21 protein-coding genes and 1 tRNA gene are annotated in these 21,914 nt (G+C 45.5%); 10 read left to right on the top strand and 12 right to left on the bottom strand.

What is annotated here, in order from left to right; translation table 11 throughout:
- Positions 1 to 701: 701 nt before the first annotated feature.
- The 4 genes from QHH00_03415 to QHH00_03400 form a co-directional block, all read right to left on the bottom strand.
- The gene (locus QHH00_03415) at positions 702 to 1,637 is read right to left on the bottom strand and encodes a hypothetical protein (GenBank protein MDH7508429.1); all 936 of its coding nucleotides are present in this window, start codon (positions 1,635 to 1,637) and stop codon (positions 702 to 704) included.
- 238 nt (positions 1,638 to 1,875) lie between these two features.
- Positions 1,876 to 2,739, bottom strand: a complete 864-nt coding sequence (locus QHH00_03410) for an ABC transporter permease (GenBank protein MDH7508428.1) — start codon at positions 2,737 to 2,739, stop codon at positions 1,876 to 1,878.
- Positions 2,740 to 3,747 (bottom strand): ATP-binding cassette domain-containing protein, encoded by a 1,008-nt coding sequence (locus tag QHH00_03405; GenBank protein ID MDH7508427.1) that lies wholly within the window; start codon positions 3,745 to 3,747, stop codon positions 2,740 to 2,742.
- Positions 3,744 to 4,280, bottom strand: a complete 537-nt coding sequence (locus QHH00_03400; GenBank protein ID MDH7508426.1) for a PadR family transcriptional regulator — start codon at positions 4,278 to 4,280, stop codon at positions 3,744 to 3,746. The genes QHH00_03405 and QHH00_03400 overlap by 4 nt, the downstream gene beginning before the upstream one ends.
- A 468-nt stretch (positions 4,281 to 4,748) precedes the next feature.
- Between QHH00_03400 and QHH00_03395 the strand changes: the two genes are divergently transcribed.
- Positions 4,749 to 5,531 carry a short-chain-enoyl-CoA hydratase gene (locus QHH00_03395; GenBank protein ID MDH7508425.1) on the top strand — a complete coding sequence of 261 codons (783 nt, stop codon included), beginning with the start codon at positions 4,749 to 4,751 and terminating at the stop codon, positions 5,529 to 5,531.
- Here the strand turns inward: QHH00_03395 and QHH00_03390 are convergent.
- The 3 genes from QHH00_03390 to QHH00_03380 all read right to left on the bottom strand — a co-directional run bounded on the left by QHH00_03390 (position 5,518) and on the right by QHH00_03380 (position 7,134).
- On the bottom strand, positions 5,518 to 6,327 hold the full coding sequence (locus QHH00_03390) for an AAA family ATPase (GenBank protein ID MDH7508424.1): 810 nt from the start codon (positions 6,325 to 6,327) through the stop codon (positions 5,518 to 5,520). The genes QHH00_03395 and QHH00_03390 overlap by 14 nt on opposite strands.
- Positions 6,328 to 6,519, bottom strand: a complete 192-nt coding sequence (locus QHH00_03385) for a CooT family nickel-binding protein (protein ID MDH7508423.1) — start codon at positions 6,517 to 6,519, stop codon at positions 6,328 to 6,330.
- A gap of 189 nt (positions 6,520 to 6,708) precedes the next feature.
- Positions 6,709 to 7,134, bottom strand: coding sequence for a hypothetical protein (locus QHH00_03380; GenBank protein ID MDH7508422.1), 426 nt, complete (start codon positions 7,132 to 7,134; stop codon positions 6,709 to 6,711).
- A 230-nt stretch (positions 7,135 to 7,364) separates the two neighbouring features.
- Between QHH00_03380 and QHH00_03375 the strand changes: the two genes are divergently transcribed.
- Complete coding sequence (locus QHH00_03375; GenBank protein ID MDH7508421.1) at positions 7,365 to 8,699, top strand: cyclic 2,3-diphosphoglycerate synthase; 1,335 nt, start codon at positions 7,365 to 7,367, stop codon at positions 8,697 to 8,699.
- 138 nt (positions 8,700 to 8,837) lie between these two features.
- Positions 8,838 to 8,950, top strand: a tRNA-Leu gene (locus tag QHH00_03370).
- 242 nt (positions 8,951 to 9,192) lie between these two features.
- On the opposite strand, the gene QHH00_03365 is transcribed toward QHH00_03370, so the two are convergent.
- Positions 9,193 to 9,783 carry a gamma-glutamyl-gamma-aminobutyrate hydrolase family protein gene (locus QHH00_03365; protein MDH7508420.1) on the bottom strand — a complete coding sequence of 197 codons (591 nt, stop codon included), beginning with the start codon at positions 9,781 to 9,783 and terminating at the stop codon, positions 9,193 to 9,195.
- Positions 9,784 to 10,311: 528 nt separating this feature from the next.
- On the opposite strand from QHH00_03365, the gene amrS reads away from it, so the two are divergent.
- The 5 genes from amrS (at position 10,312) to QHH00_03340 (ending at position 16,661) form a co-directional block, all read left to right on the top strand.
- Complete coding sequence (gene amrS, locus QHH00_03360) at positions 10,312 to 11,382, top strand: AmmeMemoRadiSam system radical SAM enzyme (GenBank protein MDH7508419.1); 1,071 nt, start codon at positions 10,312 to 10,314, stop codon at positions 11,380 to 11,382.
- A gap of 204 nt (positions 11,383 to 11,586) precedes the next feature.
- Positions 11,587 to 13,119, top strand: coding sequence for an MBL fold metallo-hydrolase RNA specificity domain-containing protein (locus QHH00_03355; protein MDH7508418.1), 1,533 nt, complete (start codon positions 11,587 to 11,589; stop codon positions 13,117 to 13,119).
- A 363-nt stretch (positions 13,120 to 13,482) separates the two neighbouring features.
- On the top strand, positions 13,483 to 14,601 hold the full coding sequence (locus tag QHH00_03350) for a uroporphyrinogen decarboxylase family protein (GenBank protein MDH7508417.1): 1,119 nt from the start codon (positions 13,483 to 13,485) through the stop codon (positions 14,599 to 14,601).
- 11 nt (positions 14,602 to 14,612) lie between these two features.
- The gene (locus QHH00_03345; GenBank protein ID MDH7508416.1) at positions 14,613 to 15,071 is read left to right on the top strand and encodes a hypothetical protein; all 459 of its coding nucleotides are present in this window, start codon (positions 14,613 to 14,615) and stop codon (positions 15,069 to 15,071) included.
- A gap of 222 nt (positions 15,072 to 15,293) precedes the next feature.
- The gene (locus tag QHH00_03340) at positions 15,294 to 16,661 is read left to right on the top strand and encodes a radical SAM protein (protein ID MDH7508415.1); all 1,368 of its coding nucleotides are present in this window, start codon (positions 15,294 to 15,296) and stop codon (positions 16,659 to 16,661) included.
- Here QHH00_03340 and QHH00_03335 read toward each other — a convergent pair.
- Together QHH00_03335 and QHH00_03330 are read right to left on the bottom strand one after the other, a co-directional pair.
- Positions 16,658 to 16,963, bottom strand: a complete 306-nt coding sequence (locus QHH00_03335) for a hypothetical protein (protein ID MDH7508414.1) — start codon at positions 16,961 to 16,963, stop codon at positions 16,658 to 16,660. The genes QHH00_03340 and QHH00_03335 overlap by 4 nt on opposite strands.
- Positions 16,964 to 17,115: 152 nt before the next feature.
- Positions 17,116 to 17,889: a DUF169 domain-containing protein gene (locus tag QHH00_03330; protein MDH7508413.1), complete on the bottom strand. Its 774-nt coding sequence runs from the start codon at positions 17,887 to 17,889 to the stop codon at positions 17,116 to 17,118.
- Between the two features lie 148 nt (positions 17,890 to 18,037).
- Here QHH00_03330 and QHH00_03325 point away from each other — a divergent pair, with 148 nt between their 5' ends.
- Entirely contained in the window at positions 18,038 to 19,489 is a 1,452-nt protein-coding gene (locus QHH00_03325) for an AMP-binding protein (protein MDH7508412.1), read from the top strand.
- 54 nt (positions 19,490 to 19,543) lie between these two features.
- Entirely contained in the window at positions 19,544 to 20,134 is a 591-nt protein-coding gene (gene pdxT, locus QHH00_03320) for a pyridoxal 5'-phosphate synthase glutaminase subunit PdxT (GenBank protein ID MDH7508411.1), read from the top strand.
- Positions 20,135 to 20,295: 161 nt separating this feature from the next.
- On the opposite strand, the gene QHH00_03315 is transcribed toward pdxT, so the two are convergent.
- The gene (locus QHH00_03315) at positions 20,296 to 21,030 is read right to left on the bottom strand and encodes a geranylgeranylglyceryl/heptaprenylglyceryl phosphate synthase (protein MDH7508410.1); all 735 of its coding nucleotides are present in this window, start codon (positions 21,028 to 21,030) and stop codon (positions 20,296 to 20,298) included.
- Positions 21,027 to 21,842, bottom strand: coding sequence for a UbiA family prenyltransferase (locus tag QHH00_03310; GenBank protein ID MDH7508409.1), 816 nt, complete (start codon positions 21,840 to 21,842; stop codon positions 21,027 to 21,029). Before QHH00_03310 ends, QHH00_03315 begins: the two co-directional genes overlap by 4 nt.
- Between the last annotated feature and the right edge of the window lie 72 nt (positions 21,843 to 21,914).

Below are 21,914 nucleotides of genomic sequence, written 5' to 3'. Positions count from 1 at the left end.
AATATGGCCAGAAAAGTAAGGGCTGTGGCCAACTGACTTAGTAAATAGATCGAAAAATAGGTTCTGATCGTTTGAACTTCTTTTTTTCCACCGATGAGTTGATCGATTCGGGAATTTCGGTGGAGATGACATAACCAAGATGGCCTCAACTACTTCTTTTCCGCAAAGCTCGTTCCGGCAGCTCAAGTGAGGACACTCATCATCGGTTATTGCTATCATCATCCCATTCACTTTTTATTACCGCGATGCCTCTCTAATTATTAGGTGGCGCTCTTTCGACTTTCTGGATTTCTCGACGTATGTCGAAATCGACCTCTTGATACGCGTGCATTCAAACGCATCGATTTCTTCCCTTTTTACTGATCTTCGGGGGCAGCCGAGACCTCTTTTTGTCTCGTTTTTCTTCTCGATCCTTCATCGCTGGTTTGTTCTTGCGACTTGTTTCGCAAGTGCCGTTTCAGAAGCGAAATTACTTACGCATATTTAGTTTTATATCATCGTTAACCGAATCGATGATAAACGAAGTCATTATTCGTTCATCGTCCCAATGGGCTTCTCATAATTCAAAATCTCTATCGTTATCTCCATTATTTCTTGAAAGGCGTGATACGTTTTTTCAATATTCTCGCAAAAATGCTCATTTTAGTTATAGGCTACCCAGATCTGTATCAAATCAACTGCAAGAGGGATCAACTTCCTACTTATGGGATTTCGATTTTTTCAATTCTGATCAGTTCATATCTACCCTTTAGTTTCATAACTCTTTCCTTGATCTCTTCCTTCAGATCTTCAACCTTTAAATTCGAGTTTGTGATGTCGCCAACCAGTTCAAGCGTCATCGTATCGTAATAGACGAGTACTTTTGTATATACTGACACGAGGTTAATATTGAAATTTGCGAGTATTTTGGTAATTTCATATATCGCACCAGGTTTATCGGGGATGATGAAATCGATTTCAAGGAGTTCAGTACGCGGGTCAAGGAAGGTCAATGAGAGAATCCAAGCGTCTGTATCGCCTACCATCATGACGATCTGCCCCTCGGCGATTCCCTCTATCGTTTCTAGGTATTCAGATGGGATTTCGAACTCTCCATTCTTGATGATCGATGGGGTCCTGTGAATTTTCCTCGTCGTTTTTGTCCTTATTGAGGTTCCTGGCGGGACAACACCTTTTGTATACCGATCGCTGATGTGTGAAGGTCTGATCTCCATTGCTTCAACCTTGTCTATGAGTGAAGACCGCTCTTGTTTCAGCTTTGCGAATTCTTCTTGGAGAGTTTCATAATCGCCGTAGTAACTCAAGTCGACAAGCATTTTCCACATCATGCAAACGTTTGAAATGACGCTGAGGGATACGGAGTTAAGAATGTCGATATTCCTATCGCCAAGGAATTTTGCAATCTGTGCACATGCTCCGGGAACATCCAGCATATAGAAAGTTGCGTCACATATTTCTCTGTAGTTTTCAGGCCCGAATGTTGAAAGGACGATCTCGTAACTCGTCCTGCCGTTGTAGTCATAGCGGAACATCGAACTAAAGACCTGGCTCCCGTCAACAAGTCCAAGTGGTTTTCCGATTTTCTCACTTATTTTTATCTTTGATCCCTTGAGTCTTGCAAAGTCCCAAAGTCTCATTCCCGCGCCCGAATGCCCTCAATATGATCTCCCCTGATAAAAGTTGTTATCAGTTTCTGATGGATTATTTGATCGAAATTTGGAAAATCAATGACAATAGACCAAGATAGATGGCTATGGAATGATTGACTTCAAATCGTGTCATCAGCCAAATCGAGGGAATAATTGTTTCATCTATCATTGGTTGCAATAAGATTGCAATTAAAGGAATAAAAAAGAAGAAAAAAACCAGCGTCCTTCACTTTGCGCCCATTAGCTTTCTCGAGAGTATAACGCTGATTGCCAGTAGCGTGAATGCAAAGAGTGCAAGTCCACCGAGGTCGATCCAGAGGTTGTAGATTGGATTCGGATTGTGGAATATGAATATCCTTGCTGCATCGACGGCAAGCGTCAACGGGTTGTAGTTTGCTACCGCCTTTAGCCAGTCTGGCATGAGGGTCGTTGGGAATAGGGCCGCAGATGCGAACATGATCGGGAGGTTCAGTAGATTGATCACGCCGAAAAGAGTTTCCTGGTTTTCAACAGCGAGCGCGATTGTTGTGAATAACGACGCAAACGCTATTGCAAGTAGCAGCATAGCGAGGAATAGTCCGACGAAGTCCAGTGCATTGAATCCGGGGTTGAGGGTTAGCCCAGTGAGTCCTGGTACGTACGTGAAGAGGAGTGCAATAACGAAGACGATCAGCATCTGAATCATAGCACGAATGACCGTTGCTCCAATCCTTGAAACTGGAATTACTCCTCTCGGAATCGGCGATGCGCGTAGCTTGTCGAGGAATCCAAACCTTCTATCCCAGACGATCGACATCCCGCCGAACATGCAAGTGAATAAGACGATCACAGCGAGCATGCCTGCGGCCATGTAGGAGAAATAATCTGGAGCTCCGGCAAACATTAAGGAAAAATTAAAAGGCGGCAATGATCCCGGAATCTGGTCGCCCGCCGGAATTAATTTGTTAAGCTGGAACGCCTGTCCAAAAAGTCCGAGCCAAACTATAGGTTGTATGAGGGCCATGAAAATCTGAATTTTGACGCGATACCAGTGTTTCAGCTCGCGAATCATGAGCGTCCATGTCTGCCTTAAAACATTCCCGCTTTCCATTTACCTCCTCCTCCTTGCTTGAAGTGCTGCAGCTCTTCGCTGAAACTTGTCCATCGATCCAGTTTGTTCGGCATCCCGAAGCGATCTACCCGTGTACTCGAGAAATACCTGATCAAGATTTGGTCGCTCCAGGTGCACACTTTCAACACTCACGCCGTGATCAACGATCACTTTGAGTAGCGCAGGTATGATTTTCTCACCGTTAACGGCCTTAATCCTGTACTCGTCCCCCTCTTTCTTTACATTCACGACACCTGCGACATTTTGAATCAGGTCTGTTAGATCTGAATCACTGTTCACCTTGATCTGAACAACATCCCCGCCGATCGACCGTTTAAGTGTTTCAGGTGTGTCCAGCGCCATGATTCGTCCGTGATCGATGATCGCGATGCGATCGCAAAGAGAGTCGGCTTCTTCGAGATAGTGTGTCGTCATAAATATCGTCATATTGTGTTTCTTTTTCAGATCACGGATATGATTCCATATAGCCGCTCTCGTTTGCACATCAAGGCCCAGTGTCGGCTCATCGAGGAATAGAACGGATGGTTGATGAATGAGTCCTTCTGCCAGTTCAAGGCGCTTTCTCATTCCACCGGAGTAGGTCTTGACGAGTCTATCTGCAGCATCTTCGAGGTTGACAAGTGAGAGCAACTCATCTATTCTTTCAATCGCTTCACGCCTTGGGACACCGTATAGGTCCGCTTGAAGTAGCATATTTTCTCGACCTGTTAGATCATCGTCCACAGTCAGTTCTTGTGGGACAAGGCCAATGAGTTTCCTTACTTTGTAAGGTTCTTTTGTGACATCGTGGCCTAGGATTTTTGCAACACCACTCGTCGGTTTAAGTAAAGTCGTGAGAATCGAAATCGTCGTCGTTTTGCCTGCCCCGTTGGGACCGAGGAATCCGAAGATTTCGCCTTTCTCAACACAAAATGTCACACCGTCGACTGCACGAATCGTTCCATTGTATACCTTGACGAGATTTTCGACTTCAATAACCGCGTTCAAGGTGATTCACCCCTTTTCGGTTTCATCATTTTCTCGATTTCTTCGATCTTGGCTTGTACTGATGCAAGCTTCGAGACGAGGATTTCCCTCATGCTTCTAAGAGCCTCTAGTCTTTCCTTGGGATCGCAGACGTCCTGTTCAAAATCGTTGAGGAAAGCACGAATATGCTTTTCTGGATTTTCATCGCGAACACTAGAAGCGGCACGAGCCAGTATGTTCAGGTATCGAATCATGAATTCGATATCGCCTGGAATCTTGGCGAGGCTCTCACTAACGAAGGTATTTCCCTCGTCTGAAAGGTAGTAATAATCGGTACCGTGTCTCGTTTCAGATTTTACGAGTCCGTGGCTTTCAAGTTTCTTGAGAGATGGATAAATTGAACCAGTTTGAGGAGTCCAGAGTCCCTTGAATTCCTCCCTCAATTTTTTCAGTAATTCGTAACCATACATCGGTTTTTCGCGAAGCATGATCATCATTGTGAATTGAAGTGGGCTGATCCTTTTATCCTTGTAGCAGTATCCCTTACCGATCATCTAGTTCTCTCCTCTCATTTGAATCGGTCTTTTGATTTCTCAGCCTCCCGATGCGGCCTTATGAGTTTTGTAGCTTATTAGGTATTGCGAAACTGAATTGCGCGCTACTATGCTAAAAGACCTATTTAATGATTCTCAACTTATTGGGGGTTCCCCAAAAATATCATAAAATTGTTATGGACAGTATGGACTAATGACGTCCAAATTTATAGAAACCCATGGGCTGGTTTGTCAGCCATCCCTTTGATTCAGTTGCCACTGAGTTCGTTTCAATTTTGATGAAAGCTCCTTAATTGATTTTGATATTTCAACTTCGAAACTTATTATCAATTGACATATGCATCATTCAAGCGGTTCGCTCCTCATTTTAATCGGTTTGTTAGCATCATGTTTTGAGAAAATTCTCGTATAGGGAGATCAAGAAAGACTTTATGCCGGCAAGAATATTTTTGCTCGGAGGAAAGAAAAATGCCATACGAACATGTAATTCTCGAAAAGGACGAAGGGATTGCGATCATTACGATTAATCGACCAAAGGTTTTGAATGCGTTGAGGACCGACGTGCTCCGGGACCTAAAAGAAGCGCTTATGGAATGCGAGAATGATAGCGCTGTGAGCGTGGTCATCATTACTGGAGCTGGTGATCGTGCGTTCGTCGCTGGTGCGGACATTGGGGAAATGAGTGAACTCGATCCAGTAAAGGCCAAAGCCTTCTCAGAATTCGGAAATAGCGTCTTCCTCTACATCGAGAAGATGTCAAAGCCAGTGATCGCTGCGATTAACGGCTACGCGCTCGGTGGCGGTTGTGAGTTGCTCATGGCCTGCGATATCGTCATTGCTTCAGAAAAGGCAAAAATAGGTCAACCAGAAGTGAAGCTTGGAATCCCCCCGGGGTTTGGAGGCACACAGAGGATGCCGAGACTTCTCGGGAAGATGAAAGCCAAGGAATTGATTTTCACGGGCGACATGATCGACGCGCAGGAGGCGTTGAGAATTGGTCTCGTCAATCGGGTTGTCCCCCCTGAGAAACTGATGGAAGAAGCAAGGAATCTGGCAAAGACGATCGCTTCAAGGGGGCAGATCGCAGTAAGAATGGCTAAACAGCTCATCAATGAAGGAATTGATGTTGATCTTGAGACAGGGCTTGCTCTCGAAGCAAAAGGCTTCGCGATTTGTTTCTCCACGGAGGATCAAAAGGAAGGGATGAGAGCTTTTTTGGAGAAAAGGGATGCAAAATTTACTGGGAAATAGCTACCTCTTTCTCCAACTCCTCCTTCAATTTTCGAATGGCCAAAACAACGTCCTCGGTCCCTTCTACGTCAAGAGGCGAGACGCCTTTGAGGTCAGCCTCTATCAGCATTCTATTGAATGGGATTGTCGTAGCAAGCGGCAATCCTGATTTATTTAGCGTCTCTTCAACAACTTTTTTATCATTTTGTGATGACGCCTTGTTTAGAACTGCCACGACTCTTTTGATTCCGATTTGATTTGCCAGTTCCTTGATCTTGGCAGCCGTTTCGAGCGATCGCATGCCTGGTTCGACAACAACAAGCATCACATCCATATTCCTTGAACTGGCGCGCCCGAGATGCTCGAGTCCCGCTTCCATATCCATGATGAGATACTGATTCTTCTGGAGAACAAGGTGACGTATGAGGTTCTTGAGGAGCGCACTTTCAGGGCAGAAACAGCCTCCCCCACCGGTGCTAATTGTTCCAAGTACGAGGAGTTTAACACCATCCTTTCCTTCTACAGCGTACTTCGCCGAGATGTCATCGACCTTCGGATTGATTGTGAAAACGCCACCGTAGCTAGAACCTGGCCTGACGCCCGTTCTTTCCTCGATGAGATCGAGCATTCTCGAGAGGGGGACAATTTTCTCCGCCACCTCTTTTGGAACGCCGATCGCGCTCGCAAGATTTGATGCTGGATCTGCATCAAGAACGAGAACTTCTTTTCCATCTCTTCCAAAGAGTCGGGCCAGAATCCCAGCTACGGTCGTCTTACCGACACCTCCTTTACCCGAGACAGCGATTTTCAGCGCCATTCACATCCTCTTGAAAACGATACCATGGCTGAGGAGATTAGCCTCTTTCAATACCACGTTTTCCAAAATCATCCTTTCCCCTATGATATTGACACAGATCGCATTGTGACCGTCCATGATGATCCTTGTGACATCCTTCATTACTTCGCGGACCTCATCCTTTTCTTCAAGAAAAACCGATGATTCACACATGTGTTTGGAATTGATGGAATTCGTATATAACCTCTCTGAGCGCCAAAAATGGAGAATCAATAACATTCCGCCAGCTTTTGAAAGTCTCCATGTAAAGTCCATAAAACAGACATGACGAAAGGAACAGACATGACGAAAGGTAGTGTCTAACTGGATCTCTCAAAGGGAAAACGGTTGGATCGGAACTTCCTACCTTTCTGCTTCTAATGCTTTTCCAGCCCTGCGTTCATCGCCATAAAAAACATAACGGATTGGTATTCGTCTCTTTAACCCAGTCCAGTACGGACATTTCATGCATTTATAACCGAGTGTGACCGTTCCTCCGAAAATCGTCTGGTTTCTGATTCTTTTCATCCTCCCGCTGCAGACGGGACAACGACCAGCTTTACTCCTCTCCTCACCTTCTCTTGCATGAATCTCGATTTTGCCAAGGCCTTTATCTATAAGGATCCTTCTGATTCTTTCTTCTGTCGCCGTGTAAGCAGAATCCACGACCTTCAATCTTTGATTGACGAGACTTGAGAGTGCCTTCTGCGACGGTATCATTGAGCGACTGCTCAGTGCTTCTTTTATCGCCTCGGACAGGATCTCTGCCGATGGGATCCGATAACTCATCCTTTACCAGATCGTCTTAAGAGTACAGATATCTTTCCCGATCAAGGGCTCTCGTCGCACACAAATCAAAGAAGAATGATCAAGTGAGATTGATTAAGTGAGCGACTTTTCACTGATGCTATGATAACTGGTCTCACAGAAGTGTCAAATATGGTCAGATTCGTTATTCATCTTGATACAATGGTTTTCGCGTACATGAAGTCGAGGATGGAGGGGGGAGGGGGACAAGCATGAGTCGCAGCAAGATCATCATCATGGGCGCAGCTGGTCGGGATTTTCACAACTTCAATACGTACTTTCGGGACAATGACTCGTACGAAGTTGTTGCTTTCACGGCAACACAGATACCGAATATTGAGGGTCGGAGATATCCACCAGAGCTCGCAGGGAAATTGTATCCAGATGGGATCCCCATCTACTCCGAGGAAGAACTACCTCATTTGATCAAAGAATTTGGCGTCGAACAAGTTGTTTTCGCGTATAGCGATATCTCACACGTTGACGTGATGCATAAAGCATCGATTGTTTTGGCGGCAGGGGCGGATTTCAGGTTAATGGGGAATCCTTGTATCACTCTAAAATCCAAAGTTCCAGTCATCAGCGTTTGCGCCGTTAGAACGGGGTCAGGAAAGAGCCAGACGACGCGAAAGATATGCACGATTCTGAGGAATAAGGGGTTAAGGGTTGTTGCTGTCAGGCATCCAATGCCCTACGGTGATCTGAGGAAACAGGTTGTTCAAAGATTCGCGAGTTACGAGGACTTGGATCTGAACGAATGCACGATCGAGGAGAGGGAAGAATACGAGCCGTTGATCGATAAAGGGATCCTCGTCTACGCAGGGGTGGATTATAAGCAAATTCTTGAGCAGGCGGATAGGGAAGCTGATGTCATCGTCTGGGATGGTGGCAATAACGATCTCCCATTTTTCCAATCGGATCTCCATATTGTTGTTGCGGACCCGCATAGGGCAGGACACGAAATCACTTATCACCCTGGTGAAACGAACGTGCGACTCGCAGATGTCATCATAATTAACAAGATCCAGACGGCGGATCGACATGATATACTGAAGGTGCGAGAAAATGTCAAATCGATCAATCCCCACGCGATCATAATTGAAGCGGCATCGCCGATCTCTGTTGAAGATCCGAGTATGATTCGAGGAAAGAAAGTATTGGTTGTTGAGGATGGGCCAACAGTGACACATGGTGGCATGGGATATGGCGCGGGTATGATTGCAGCAGAAGACTATGGGGCCAGTGAGATCATTGATCCGCGACCCTTTGCAGTCGGATCGATCCTTGAGACATTCAAGGAATACCCACACATTGGGAAGTTGTTACCGGCAATGGGTTACGGCAATGACCAAATTTCAGAACTCGAAGAGACGATCAACAGGGCTGAATGCGATGTCGTTGTCTCTGGCACACCAGTCGATCTAAGGAGGATCATCAAAGTCAATAAACCAGTTGTCAGGGTGAGGTATGAATTGTGCGAGATTGGTCATCCTACGATAGAAGAACTGCTTACAGAGAAATTAAAGGGGAAAATAAAGGGCCTCTAGTTTCTATTGTTCTTTGCGGAAGTGATTTTTTTCTTTTTTTCATTAATGTTTTTTTAATAAGAAAAGTTAACACAAAAGGATGAAATACTCAACTGCCAATCGCCGCATCAAGTGAATCCCAGGTTTCAATTTGTATGAGCGGGGGTAGCTAAGCTTGGCCAAAAGCGCAGGACTTAAGACGGAAGCCATGCGCCTTTCCGTAAGGCATTCTGTCCCGAAGGGGTCCGAGGGTTCAAATCCCTCCCCCCGCACTAGAATGAAAATACCACAGTGTTAATGACCTGGATTATCTGGTTTTTGAGGCTTAGAAGAAGTGCTTACAAAGAAGAGACGCGCCCATATGCGGAGCAGCATACGGAGAAACTGAAATATGTGAAAATGAGGGCTATGAAAAGACCTACGAATACATTTTTTTGAAAACACGTGCGTCTTGAATTTGAATAAGTGCTGGAGAAGACAAGATTGAGGACCATTTGTGTCAAATGGGGTCTACCTATTTCCTGACTACCTTGTCATAGAAATTCTTGATAAGCAAATGTCCTTCTCCATGAACCTCATTCTTAATCCTGATTCGTTCCGGGTGGAACTGAACGCCATAAAATGGTTTCCTGATGTGTTTGACCGCCTCTACTTCGCATGATTCGGAGTCTGCAAGCAGAATAAAACCCGAATCGTTCAGCCCTTCTTTAATCACATAATCGTTGTGCCATTCAGCCAACACAATATGTCTGTTCTCGAAGCCATCAAATATCTCATCAAATTCAATGATCCTGATCCTTTCAAATTGATCTTTGACAGGCTTGCACAAGGATGAGACGCCAGCACCGAACGTCCAGCAGAGTAATTGGTGTCCAAAACAGATTGCAAATGTCGGAATATCGAGATTCCTTATTAAATCCATTATCGCACCAAACCTCTTTCTATGGTTTTCATTAACTATTCTCGCTTCAGAGCCGCTGATGATAACTGCGTCAAAAAAATCTTTCAATTGATCTTTGTTTTCCATTTCTTCGTAATGTAAGATATGGCAATCACTCAATGGTTTAATTGCATTATAGAGCTCATTGATTTCTTTTGGGTTCATATAGCAATTAATAATCAAAGATCTCATGCTATCTTTCCATAAGCAGCATTAAATCTAAAAACAATTTTGTGAATAAATTCCACCGCAATGGAAATTATATTTCGGGATGAACTTGTTCTTCATGCAGGAGAAAATTCCTGCGAAGCCGGTTTTTTCTTTGCTGAAATCGGTATACCTCACTCTTAACCGATGGTTGAAGATAGATTGTATTGAAATGCGGCACAAGGTTATTTCGATAGATATCCTTCGATGCCTAAATGCTTGTATGCCAGTTAATATTTTGTGGCGCTTGCTGTGTACTAACAATCAAAAAGTACGGGATATTTGCCAGGGCATTGTGTTCGAAATCTCAGCGTTGCGATTTAGTGTCGTTCATGAGGGCCCTTCATTTGATGGGAGTTTGGATCTTGCCAGGTCTCTAGTCTCCCTAACATCGATAGGCTCATCGAGCCGCAGGAATCTAGCGAAACCAATCGACAAGTATTGACAAATTTATTTAGCTCAAGAACATGACGAGAATATTCATCGATGACGAATAATAAGAAAGATCTGGATCGGATTCTTAAACAGCAGGTGGTGAGGGAAGCAATTCTCTATGAACGGGTCGGGGATTCTAAAGTGCGTTGTGGACTCTGCGAAAGAAGGTGCGTAATTGCTTCTGGTGCGAGAGGATTCTGCAAGACGAGGATAAACATCGAAGGGCGACTCTTCATCCTCGTCTATGGCAATTTGAGCGCGATTGAAAGCCGCCCCATCGAAATCAAGCCGTTGTATCATTATTGGCCAGGTTCAACCGCTCTCACCTTCTCCACATGGTCTTGCAATTTCAATTGTCCTTGGTGCCAGAATTATCATCTCTCAAGGAGAATTCCCGATCCAGAAGTCGATGATTACACCAGTCCGGATGATATTGTCAACCTCGCCATATTAAGAGGGGATCATGGGCTTTGCGCAAGTTTTCAGGAGCCGACACTTCTTACCGATTGGGCTCTAGATGCTTTCAGGAAAGGGAGGGCACGCGGATTGTATTCATGCTTTGTAACGAATGGCTATTTGACTCCTGAAGCTCTTATGCTTCTGAGAGAAGCCGGTCTTACTGGCGCAAAAATCGATGTGAAGGGTGACAAAGAGGTCTATCGGAAATTCTGCGGCAACGTCGATATAAATAAGGTATGGAGAAATGTCCGTCTCGCCATAGAATTGGGAGTGCACGTTGAGATCGTCAATCTTCTCGTGACGGGGGTCAATGACGACGAATTCTCGATACGATCGTTGATTGAAGAGCATATCAAGAATGCTGGTCCTGAGACGCCCTTGCATTTCACTAGGTATTTCCCAGCATATAAGTATAAAGAACCACCGACGGATCTTAGTGTTATGTACAACGCCTATGAAATTGCGAGAGACGCGGGAATCGAATACGTCTATTTAGGGAATATTTCGGAGAGTACATATGAAAACACGGTATGCCCGGAGTGTGGCGCAGTTCTCATCAAAAGGTCGTATTATCGTGTTATAAAAGGAGAGCTTTCGCGGGATCATCGCTGCATGAGATGTGGCAAGGTGGTCCCCATCATCGGCAAAGTCGTTGAGCGATGATGGCTCCTCCGATTTCGAGATTTGGGGAGTATTTGTTGCCGGTTACTGGCTAACAGCTTTCATCCTGATCAAGATAAAATGGATTGTCCATTCACTATTTTCGTTTGTGTGTATTGAAGCGAGGTCATTTTGGAACCTACTGAGTGAAATGACCGGAAAACTTTGATAGTTGGCTAAGACATAACATTGAGGTGGGGGAAATTATTGACTGCCGAAATTACTGTTTATGACGGATGTCAGTCGATTGGTGGCAACAAGATCTATTTGGAATTTGACGGGCATGGCGTCTTTTTCGATTTCGGTATTAATTATGAGAAATTAGGCAGGTTTTGCGAGGAGTTCCTCGCACCGAGGCCTGGAAGAGGAATTCATGATTATCTGCATATCGGCCAGTTACCCCATCTAAATATTTATAGAGATGATCTCGTACCAACTGACGTTGATTTATCAAAATTTCAGAAAATGAGGGTCGATGCCGTTTTCCTCTCGCACGCACACCTCGATCACGTTGGGAGGGCGTCAATGCTTGATTTCAAAATACCGTTCGTTGCATCGCCCATGACATTTGCTTTGCTTAAATGTTTAAGGGATTGCGATAGCCATCACATTGAGCATGAGGTAGTATATGCTAATCGGAGAACGCCTGGAAAAAACGACAGATATCTTGCGGTTGCAAGAAGTGATCCCCTTAAGGGGAGGAAATTGGTTATTGCAGGACCGATGACGAACAGATTTGAGAATTTCATGACCTTTTGTCCGTTGCGAAAAAGGTTCGATAGCGGCGAACTCTTGAAGCAGGAGGATGTCGACATAGAATTTAGACAATTCGATACTGATCATTCTATTTACGGTTCTTCGGCGTTTGGCGTGAACACGTCTTGCGGTTGGATTGTGTATACTGGAGATCTGAGAATGCATGGTCGTTTTGCCGATAAGACAAAGACCTTCGTCAATGAAGCAAGAGCGCTCTGCCCACGCGCCCTCATCATCGAGGGCACGAGGATCGATGCGACACAAGAGGGCATTACCGAGAAAACCGTTTACGAAACGTGCTTGGGCGCTTCTTCAGATGAAAAAGGACTGATCGTCGCAGACTTCTCGCCACGGAATTTCGAGCGACTTGATACATTCAAAAGGATCGCTAAAGAATTGGGACGAGAACTCGTCGTTCTCATGAAAGACGCCTATTGCCTCGACGCTATCTCGTGTGTTGACGGTAGAGATCACATGGAGAATGTGCGGGTTTATCGCGATATCAAGGAAAAAATGGAGAGTTATGAAACAGAAGTTGAAACAAGGCATGAGGAAGCTCTTATTGACCCAATGGACATCGCCCTGGATCCCAGGAAATTTATTGTTTGTTTTTCTTTCTGGGATATGAATAGATTACTTGATATTAAGCCAAGAGGTGGCACTTATATCTACTCAAGCAGTGAGGCTTACACAGAAGAGCAGGCTATCGATTTTTATCGGTTAAGAAATTGGCTCTCGCTCTTCGGGATGAAGATAAGGGGGTTTGAGATCGTTGAAGATTCGCAAGGTCCTCGACCGAAATTCGACCCAGGATATCATGCCTCCGGACATGCGCCTGCTGAAGATCTAGTCAAAATCATTGACATGATAGATCCGGAAGTCGTCATTCCCGTTCATACCGTGAAGCCAGAAAGATTTTCAGAATTGATTGATCGCGAGGTCTTGGTTCCCATCGAAGGAAGTCCCATTGAATTGAGCGGTTAAGTATAGAAAGAGACTTATTGATCAGTGCTGGGACCATCAATTCCAATAGAGGGAGTTATTTTTAAGCAGCTGGATCTAGTCAAATCGAAAAGGTGGCAATTAATTTGTAACGAATCGATCATTTCGCCTCCATTTTCTTTTAAACTATTCTTTAAGTATCTATCATTCCATTTCTAAAAATGCGGAGAATGGGCTGGATGAGACATATCTTCTAGAATGAAACATTGTTGCTTATTATTGAAATGAAATCGAATAATGTTGCATATTAACACAACTTAACAATCTTTTTTGAAAAATTGTTTCAAAAGTAATAAAGTAATCCTTAAATATCGTAAAGGCGGTAATCTTTTTTGGGGGTACATAATGGGCTACGAAGAACTATTTCCAGGAATGGATATGAAGTGGCATGCAAATGCTAATAAGCGATTCGCCTCCCCGTTCGTCGATGTAGCGCACGACAGGATCGACGTGGATCCGATTATTCTATCGCACGCTGCGGTAGCCTGCGGGTTCACGATTCGAGACTTCTACGAGAAGCCTGAGTTGGGAATCCACTGCGTCGGATATATCTCGCAACTGTACGACCTACTACCTGTGACGCACTGGTTCTACTCGCTTCCGTGGGTAAGGGAGTTGGGATTGACACTGCAGTACAAGGACACTTTGCCTCCGATATCTACTGGACCGATCATATCTGAGCCGGGACAGGTCGACAACATCCACGTACCAGATGTTGATGAATTAATGAAGGGGTATACCCTGCCCGAATTCATCAGGATCTACGAGTATGTGCAAAAGAACCTTCCGATGACGCTCGTCCCGATCTCCTACGGTTTCGACCTTGTTGGTGCGGCAGCCGAGCTCTGTGGCGTTGAGAATTTCATCATGTGGACATTCACTGAACCCGAAGCAGCACACAAACTCGTTAAGAAATACACGGATACATCGGTCAACGGGGCAATTGGATTGGCGAACAGGTTTGGCATGGCGATGTTGATCGTCGGCTCCGTCCTTGCTAACAATGATATCTTTTCAGACGAAGCCGTGAAAGAGTACTCAGCGAACTACATGAAATATTATGTTGACAAGGCCTTTAGAGGCGGGGCAGGACCCCAGCTGTTCTATCACCTCTGCGGCAACCACCAGACCGACTACAAAGTGTTCAAGGACACGCTATTCTGGTCTCCGTTCAATGTGATTCACATCGGGTATTACGGTAGGGATCCATTCCCGTCTAAGCTTCTAAAGGAAGAATTCGGAAACCGTTCGACCATCATGGGATCGGTTGACACAAAGCTGATGATCAACCCGAACCCCAAGATTGCATATGAGCAGGCGAAGGCGCAGATATTGGCTGGACGTGACAGCCCGAAGGGATACATTCTTGGTACTTCATGCGAGACGCCGCCGTACACGATTCCAGGCAACCTCCTAGCGCTGGTCAAAGCGGCCAGGGACTACGGAACATATGGAACATGGTGAGGTGAGGAAGAATGGAAATCAAGATCCCAAATGAAGTCATGGAATTGATCGGCAAGAGGGGCATCAAGGAAGCCGATGTCAAGGACGTCATCGAGACGGCGGAGTCGTCGAACAAGAAGATTGTAATGGGCAACAGGAACATCGCAAAGAAATTGATTGGCCAGGCCACCGTTTATGTCGACTACGAGCTTGAAAAGGGCCTCGTGAGAAAGCATGCGACAGTGAAGTCCGCATATTCTCATAGACTGATGCTGGGAGACATAGTCAACGCAACTGATAAGAGTGATTGGGTTTGCGCTCACTGCAATGAGCCCGCGATGTATGGACACGTCGCGATGACATACATGCAGGTCACGAGAAACGGACCAGCTGTCGTCTGTCCGAAATGCAGGGACTCTTGGGTTGAGGAATACCTTGCAACGAAGACATTGGCTGCAGTCGAAGGTCTGTTCGAGAAGAAACGCGCTTAAACTCTTTCAGGGCCGCAAATGCGGCCTCTACCCTTTTACTTTCATCTTCATCGGATGATATCGGAATTTTCTGGCTTTCGATAACTATATTTGGCTCGTTCTGGTCGATTCAGAATCACAATCACGAGAAGTGGAATTTCGGTGGGAGCCTTTTTGCGGGATGCATCTTCAGAAAATTAAAAATCTCTTGAATCCATAACGAAGCTTACTTCTGGTGTTCAAATGAGCGAACTAATTGGGAAAACAGAGAGCCTCTGCCCAGAATGTCTGAGGACGATACCCGCAGAGAAAATTGCTGAGGATGACAAAGTTTATCTAGTCAAGACATGCCCAGATCACGGAACTTTCAAAGTTCTTATCTGGCGTGGCGTTATGGACTACAAGGACCTTGAACGCTATTCGTGTGTAAAATCGAAGCCTGAGAGGATTGCAGTTAAGAATAGTGGCACATGTCCAGAAGTCTGCGGTCTGTGTCCAGATCATATCCAGCACACCTGTCTCGTTGTCCTTGAGGTCACCAACGGCTGTAACCTCAAGTGTCCGATCTGCTTTGCCAGTGCGAACGAGCGATACAGGTTCCATCCGTCGATTGAAGAAATCCGAGAGATGTTTCAGACGGTTGTTGATTATGTTAAGCATCCAATCGCCGTGCAGATCAGTGGCGGAGAGCCCACAATCAGGGATGATCTCCCTGATATAGTGAAAATGGGAAAGGGCATGGGCGTTGATTATATCGAAGTCAATACCAATGGCGTTCGGCTCGCAGAGGATCTGGACTACTTGAGGAAAATTAAGGAGGCTGGCGTAGACTCTCTCTATTTCTCGTTTGACGGCATCACCGGCGATGTCTTTGTGAAGACCTGCGGGAGAGACCTTCTTGACACGAAACTCAAAGCCCTCGAAAACTGTCAGAAGGTGGGTATGGGTGTCACCCTAGTGGTCGTCGTTTCGAGAAATGTGAATTTTCACCAGATCGGAGATATCATCCAGTTTGCCAAGAAATGGATACCGACCGTCAAAGGGGTCCATTTCCAACCGCTGAGTTATTTTGGTAGATACCCATCGGTACCAAGAGATGAGGATCGCGTACTCCTCCCAGACCTTCTCAAAGCGATCGAGGAGCAGACAAAGGGAGAACTAAGGGCTGATAATTTTATCCCCACTTCCTGCGCAAACGTGCACTGCGATGCGAAATCGATGTCGATTCTAATGGAAGATGGCACGCTGTTTCCACTGACCCAAAGAGCACTCGGTCCACCGCGTGAAACAAGCCAGATTGCGAAGAAGACAAGGCAGGAGATATGCGATCTCTGGCGGTACATCGAAGACTCGATCAGTAGCAGTAATGAGGGAGACCTTGACGGAACATGGCTCGGATTTATTCAGAGAGCGAAGACGCACTACCTTACCGTTTCGACGATGCCCTTCCAGGATGTCTGGAATGTGGAGACAGAGAGGCTTAAAAATTGTTGTATCCACACGGTAACCCCAGATGGTCGCTTGATCCCGTTCTGCCTCTTCAACATAAACAGCGTTCACGGAAAGACTTTGTACAGGCACGAGATATTTTCCAAATATAAGAAAGGTTAACGGGAGGTTTTCTTGCCAACGCTCCTGTGATAATCACCGACGATCTTGTTCATGTATCTTGAGATCTCTCTCTGTCTTTGTTCACTGGACACGATGAGCTGCTGGAGTGGGAACTCAAAGTCGCAGAAGGGACACCTTGCTAGCTCACAGGTCGTAGCGGACCTTCTGCATCCTCTACATGCGATCGCCCTCGACTGGAACAAGCTAAAAGTCTTGCCGCAACGGGGACATGTTACCCGTTTCGTTGTCTTAAGAAGATCTGGAGTTATGCCGAGTTGTTTCATGTGCGGCGTCAGTACCATTCTGTCCTCCTCCTCGTCTCCTGAGGATAACCCTGATATTTAAATCCTTGGCAATATGTGACGACAATAGTACAATTTGATCGTTCTCATACGGCTTCTCTGAATGATCCCCTTGTCTCAACACTATGTTCAGGATCTCTCAATGAACGATATTATTCGACTTCGTTCGCGCGGACATCAAAATCTGGCGGCAATACAACAGGCCAGCTGAGAAAAGGTTTGAATGGATGTGACGCGGTTGATTCTGTCATTCTGAGCCCTTCAAGGAATTCCGCCGTTATATCAGCTGAAAAAGCAAATAGCATTTCTTCTTCTCTCACGAGTCCGTACGCTCTATCTCCCATACAAGGGATGTCGATGACAACCTTCTGGCCATCGAGAATCTTCGCGATTGCCGCACAGAGACTACCTTGACCTGTCATGGTCGTTGAGATTGCATCTCCCCTCCAGTACGCATAACCGATGATCATTCTCAAAACCTGTGCAGGAGTTGCATAAATGACAATGAGATCAGGATCGGTTGGCATTAAATCCAGTGGTGCCATCAGAACTGCGCTATATTTTTTCTCGTGCACTCCGATCATTTTGATAGCCTTTTGCAGATTTTCAGCCGCATTTATATCTCTAACAAATGGCAAATTTAGAGTCCCGTTAAGAACGCGGTCAGGTGTCTTTATGAGACCAGTACACGAAGAACCAAGAACGCATCTTACACCTTCTGAGGAAGCACCAACAATCCCCTGCTCCCTATAGTATCTGGCAATAGCGGCCATGTGGCAGGGCGCTGTCTTGGTTAGAAGTTTCACATTGTCGAATTTAATTAATTCCTTTGCTTCAGCGAGCATCTTGATGCCAACAGGAGAATTCGCGAGATTAAGCATTCTTTTCAACGAAGAGAAGGCGCCTTTCCACATATCATTGATCATGAAGGAAGCAAAGTGTGTGTTGGCTATTAGTGTTGTCGTTCAATTGAACGAATTGCAACTCGGATCTCTCTTGAGACGATAAATTAGTTTGAATTCCAAAATTTCCTGGTCAAAAGGTTTATTATTGAAATTTATATTATCTCTCCCCGTGGATGTTTTAACCAAGCTGAAAATCGCAATCGCCAGGAGGCGACTGTCATCTAGAGATATTTCTGATGAAGCGAAATATCCGCTCGAAGAATGGATTCACAATCAGGTCAAAAAGAATTTCAAGTCGAGTTCGGAATTAAGAGAGATCCTTGGGAAAAGGCGCCTGGATGAGGTGACGCGGGAGGATATTCGTGGGTACCAAATTTATCGCTTCAGGAAGCAGCTTGAGTACGTTCGAGCCAATAGCATTTATTATAGAACACTCCTCAACAAAGCGGATATCGATCCGAAGAAAATTAAGAACTTCGAAGATCTGACGAAAATCCCGTTGACTGAGCCTGCGGAGGTTGCAAAAGAACCTTTTCATTTCCTATGCGTTTCCCAAGGCAAAGTAATGCGTGCTTTCACCACCTCTGGCACCTCAGGCCTAACGAAAAGAATTTTCTTCACTAGAGATGATATTTTAAGAATTATAGACTCAATCTCTGCCGCTCTAAAGACCGTCGGCATGACCGAAAATGATGTTTTGCAGATTATGTTTCCCACGATCGCGAGTTGGGACCCTGGATACATGCTCGACGGTGCATGTAAAATCGCGGGTCTTCATTCAGTAATCGCAGACATGCTGGATATTGACGAACAAATACGCATCATGAGAGAATCAGGTACAACGATGATGATAGGATTGACATCGTTTATTTATAGGGTCACTATGCTCGCGAAGGACAAATACGATCTCCGATCCCTTGGCATTAAGGCGATCATTCTTTCAGCTGAACCGCTATCGGAAGCGATGCGACGGGAGATCGAAGATGCATGGGGCTGCAAAGCTCTCAGCCAGTATGGACTCACTGAGATGGGCTTAGCGACGACCGTCGAGTGCATAGCACAAGATGGACTCCATGTTAATGATGCGGATTTTTTGGTTGAGGCAATAGACCCAGAAACGCTCGAGCACGTAGGGCTACGTGAACCCGGTGAACTGGTCATCACGAGTCTCAATTACCAGGCAACGCCGTTACTGAGGTACAGAACATATGACCTTTCATGCCTCATCGAACCACCATGCGCTTGTGGTCTGAAGACGATCGGAAAAGTCGGGAAAATTCGAGGACGCCTCGATATGATGAGGAAAATTGGGATGGGAGAAAAGGTTTTCCCTATGCTTTTTGATGAGGCGATACTTGGCGTTTCTGGCGTCGTAAATTATGTCGTGTTCATTGAGAAATCTGAATTTAGGGACCGGTTGCGCTTTAAGGTCGAGTTCATCGGCGATCAGGAAGAGGGTCGAATGAAAATACTGAAAGCAATTATGGGTATTCCTGAGATCAAGACAAGCATCGAAAACGATCTTCTTGAAGAGCCAATAATCGAAATGGTTCCTAACGGATCTCTCGAATTTGTGCCGAAGACGATGTCGATCGTCGATCTGAGAAACCAATACAGTTGATTCCACGCTAATGCGAAAGATTCTTGACCGCGCGGTCGTTCTAGGGCGATAGTTATGAAAGTAGGTGTCATTGCTGTACAAGGAGCTGTGCAGGAACACATTGAAATGACTAATTCGGCCTTCGAACGATTAGGGGTCAATGGTCGTGCCGTTCCTGTCAGAAGGGAGAAGGATATGGAAGGGATTGATTGCCTGATCATCCCTGGTGGCGAGAGCACGACGATCTCGAGATTGTTGAGGCGGTTCAATCTCTTTGACACAATCGTCGAAAGGGGCAAAAAGGGCATGCCAATTATGGGCACGTGTGCAGGATGCATACTTTTGGCGAAGGTCGGGGACGAAGAGGTTATCAAAACTGGCACAGAGCTCCTCGGTTTGATGGACATGGAAGTGGATCGAAACGCTTTCGGAAGGCAACGCGAATCATTCGAAGCCGACATCATGGTAAAGGGATTGGACAGCCTCTTCCACGCAGTTTTTATTAGGGCTCCTGCAATCAAAAGAGTATGGGGGCAATGCGAAGTTATGGCGACCCTTGAGGGAAATATTGTGATGGCTAAACAGGACAATTTATTAGGTCTTGCATTCCATCCAGAACTCTCAAGTGATACGAGAATCCACGAGATGTTGATCGAGATGGTATGATTTTGTGATTGTCATATCGAAAACCAATGCAGACATAAGATGTCAATTCTAATTATCTTGCAATGCCCCGGCTTTAGAAAAAAATAGGATCGAAAACAACAAAATGTACTCGTTGATTGTCTTCTAATTGATTTATATCTCTAGATTGATTTATAATTTCTCTATTTTTTTATAGCCGATATGATTTTTTCCAGTCTCGTCGAAAAGTCTCCGTTCTCAACAATTGTGCCGGTGACTATCGCATTGGCGCCGGCTTCCTTAATCGCCAGTGCGTCTTCAGGCTCCCTAATCCCGCCACCAACGATAAGGGGAATCGAGACATGCCTCTTTACTTCGCGGATCATTGTTTCTGGCACTGGTTGAGGCGACCCACTACCTGCCTCTAAGTAAAAAAATTCCATACCCATGTATTGCGCGGCAAGAGCATAAGCGACGGCAAGTTGAGGGTTGTTTCGGGGGATCAGATCGGCGTTACTCACTTCACCTACTTTCATTCCTGGTTCCACTATGACATATCCCATTGGGATTGTTTCAAGGCCCAGTTTCTCAATGATTGGCGCACCTCTCACTTGTTCCCCGATGACATGTCTTACGTTCTGGCTATTCAACACACTCATGAAGTATATTGCGTCGCAGTGTCTCGAAATTGCGTGTGCTCCGGACGGAAAGTAAATAACAGGGAGCTTACAGAGTTTCTTAATTTCAAGAACAGTGAGATCGAGGTTTTCTTGCGTGACACCAGTCGATCCCCCCACCATGATCGCATCCGTGCCAATCCGTTCAGCCGTCTCAGCAATTCTGGCGGCGACGACCGAATCCTGCTTCGCCGGATCGATGAGTGTCATATGGACAGTTCCTTCACGCATGCGTTTTATCAGGTATTCTTTTATCTTCATAGAAGACCACCTACGAGGAAAGCGATGAGTGCGACAAACATTCCTATTTTTATCAATCTCTGACCTCGCTTCGGATTTTGAAATTGAAGATATGAGGAGTATATAAAGATTGCATCAGCAACGAGAACGATTAGAAGATATTCAATATGGAAGAAGCCGACAATGTAAGGCTCGAAGCTCAGGATGACTGCGACCAAAATGAATGATGTTGCAGTTGCACCAGCCTTTCTCTTCCCGATCCGTTTAGGCAAAGTCATCCGGTCAAAGTCCGCCTCCATGTCCTCTACGTCTTTGATGATTTCCCTACCTAGGGTTGCAAGAAATGCCATCGCTGCGAGCGCAAGTGTCTGTTCAATGTGTCTCACGACGGCACCACCGAAAAAGAATAGGAAACCAGTCAATAGGGCGATGAGAAAGTTGCCACTGAAACCCTCTTTTTTGAATTTTAGTTCGTAGGAAATCATGAAGAGAACAGCGACTACTACGATACCGATGGAAATCGGGTCGAGGAGCAAGGACAGAAGGAGCGAGATGGAGAAGAGGACTGCTGAGACTCTCAAGACTGTTGAAGGACTAATCTTCCCTGAGGGGATCGGTCTTTCGGGATGAGCTTTCTTGTCGACCTCTCGATCCATATAATCATTGAGCGAGTTTCCCGCGGCGATGAATGTGAAGACGACTGCGGAAGCGACAAGAATTTCCATGGTATAATCCACTATTGAAGTTCCCGCGCCGACCAGCGCAGCCAATATGACCCCAACAACGCCCATAATACAATTGCCGATGCGGAAAAGCTGAATGAACCGATTCACCGTTGGGAATTTCTTTGTTATAATTACTTTTTTTCCCCGGGAAGTAACCATTTAAGATTGTATTACGAAATA

It is taken from the genome of Methanomassiliicoccales archaeon (assembly GCA_029907465.1).
Classification (GTDB): Archaea; Thermoplasmatota; Thermoplasmata; order Methanomassiliicoccales; family JACIVX01; genus JACIVX01.
The sequence above is the reverse complement of the archived record's forward strand: the minus strand, read 5'-3'. Positions and strand labels throughout refer to the sequence as shown.

What these genes read in the sequence shown, in the direction of transcription:
- QHH00_03415 (MDH7508429.1), bottom strand. Translation starts at nt 1,637, where the DNA reads ATGAGACTTTGGGACTTTGCAAGACTCAAGGGATCAAAGATAAAAATA.
- QHH00_03410 (MDH7508428.1), bottom strand. Translation starts at nt 2,739, where the DNA reads ATGGAAAGCGGGAATGTTTTAAGGCAGACATGGACGCTCATGATTCGC.
- QHH00_03400 (MDH7508426.1), bottom strand. Translation starts at nt 4,280, where the DNA reads ATGATCGGTAAGGGATACTGCTACAAGGATAAAAGGATCAGCCCACTT.
- QHH00_03395 (MDH7508425.1), top strand. Translation starts at nt 4,749, where the DNA reads ATGCCATACGAACATGTAATTCTCGAAAAGGACGAAGGGATTGCGATC.
- QHH00_03390 (MDH7508424.1), bottom strand. Translation starts at nt 6,327, where the DNA reads ATGGCGCTGAAAATCGCTGTCTCGGGTAAAGGAGGTGTCGGTAAGACG.
- QHH00_03385 (MDH7508423.1), bottom strand. Translation starts at nt 6,519, where the DNA reads ATGTGTGAATCATCGGTTTTTCTTGAAGAAAAGGATGAGGTCCGCGAA.
- QHH00_03380 (MDH7508422.1), bottom strand. Translation starts at nt 7,134, where the DNA reads ATGAGTTATCGGATCCCATCGGCAGAGATCCTGTCCGAGGCGATAAAA.
- QHH00_03375 (MDH7508421.1), top strand. Translation starts at nt 7,365, where the DNA reads ATGAGTCGCAGCAAGATCATCATCATGGGCGCAGCTGGTCGGGATTTT.
- QHH00_03365 (MDH7508420.1), bottom strand. Translation starts at nt 9,783, where the DNA reads ATGAACCCAAAAGAAATCAATGAGCTCTATAATGCAATTAAACCATTG.
- amrS (MDH7508419.1), top strand. Translation starts at nt 10,312, where the DNA reads ATGACGAATAATAAGAAAGATCTGGATCGGATTCTTAAACAGCAGGTG.
- QHH00_03350 (MDH7508417.1), top strand. Translation starts at nt 13,483, where the DNA reads ATGGGCTACGAAGAACTATTTCCAGGAATGGATATGAAGTGGCATGCA.
- QHH00_03345 (MDH7508416.1), top strand. Translation starts at nt 14,613, where the DNA reads ATGGAAATCAAGATCCCAAATGAAGTCATGGAATTGATCGGCAAGAGG.
- QHH00_03340 (MDH7508415.1), top strand. Translation starts at nt 15,294, where the DNA reads ATGAGCGAACTAATTGGGAAAACAGAGAGCCTCTGCCCAGAATGTCTG.
- QHH00_03335 (MDH7508414.1), bottom strand. Translation starts at nt 16,963, where the DNA reads ATGGTACTGACGCCGCACATGAAACAACTCGGCATAACTCCAGATCTT.
- QHH00_03330 (MDH7508413.1), bottom strand. Translation starts at nt 17,889, where the DNA reads ATGATCAATGATATGTGGAAAGGCGCCTTCTCTTCGTTGAAAAGAATG.
- pdxT (MDH7508411.1), top strand. Translation starts at nt 19,544, where the DNA reads ATGAAAGTAGGTGTCATTGCTGTACAAGGAGCTGTGCAGGAACACATT.
- QHH00_03315 (MDH7508410.1), bottom strand. Translation starts at nt 21,030, where the DNA reads ATGAAGATAAAAGAATACCTGATAAAACGCATGCGTGAAGGAACTGTC.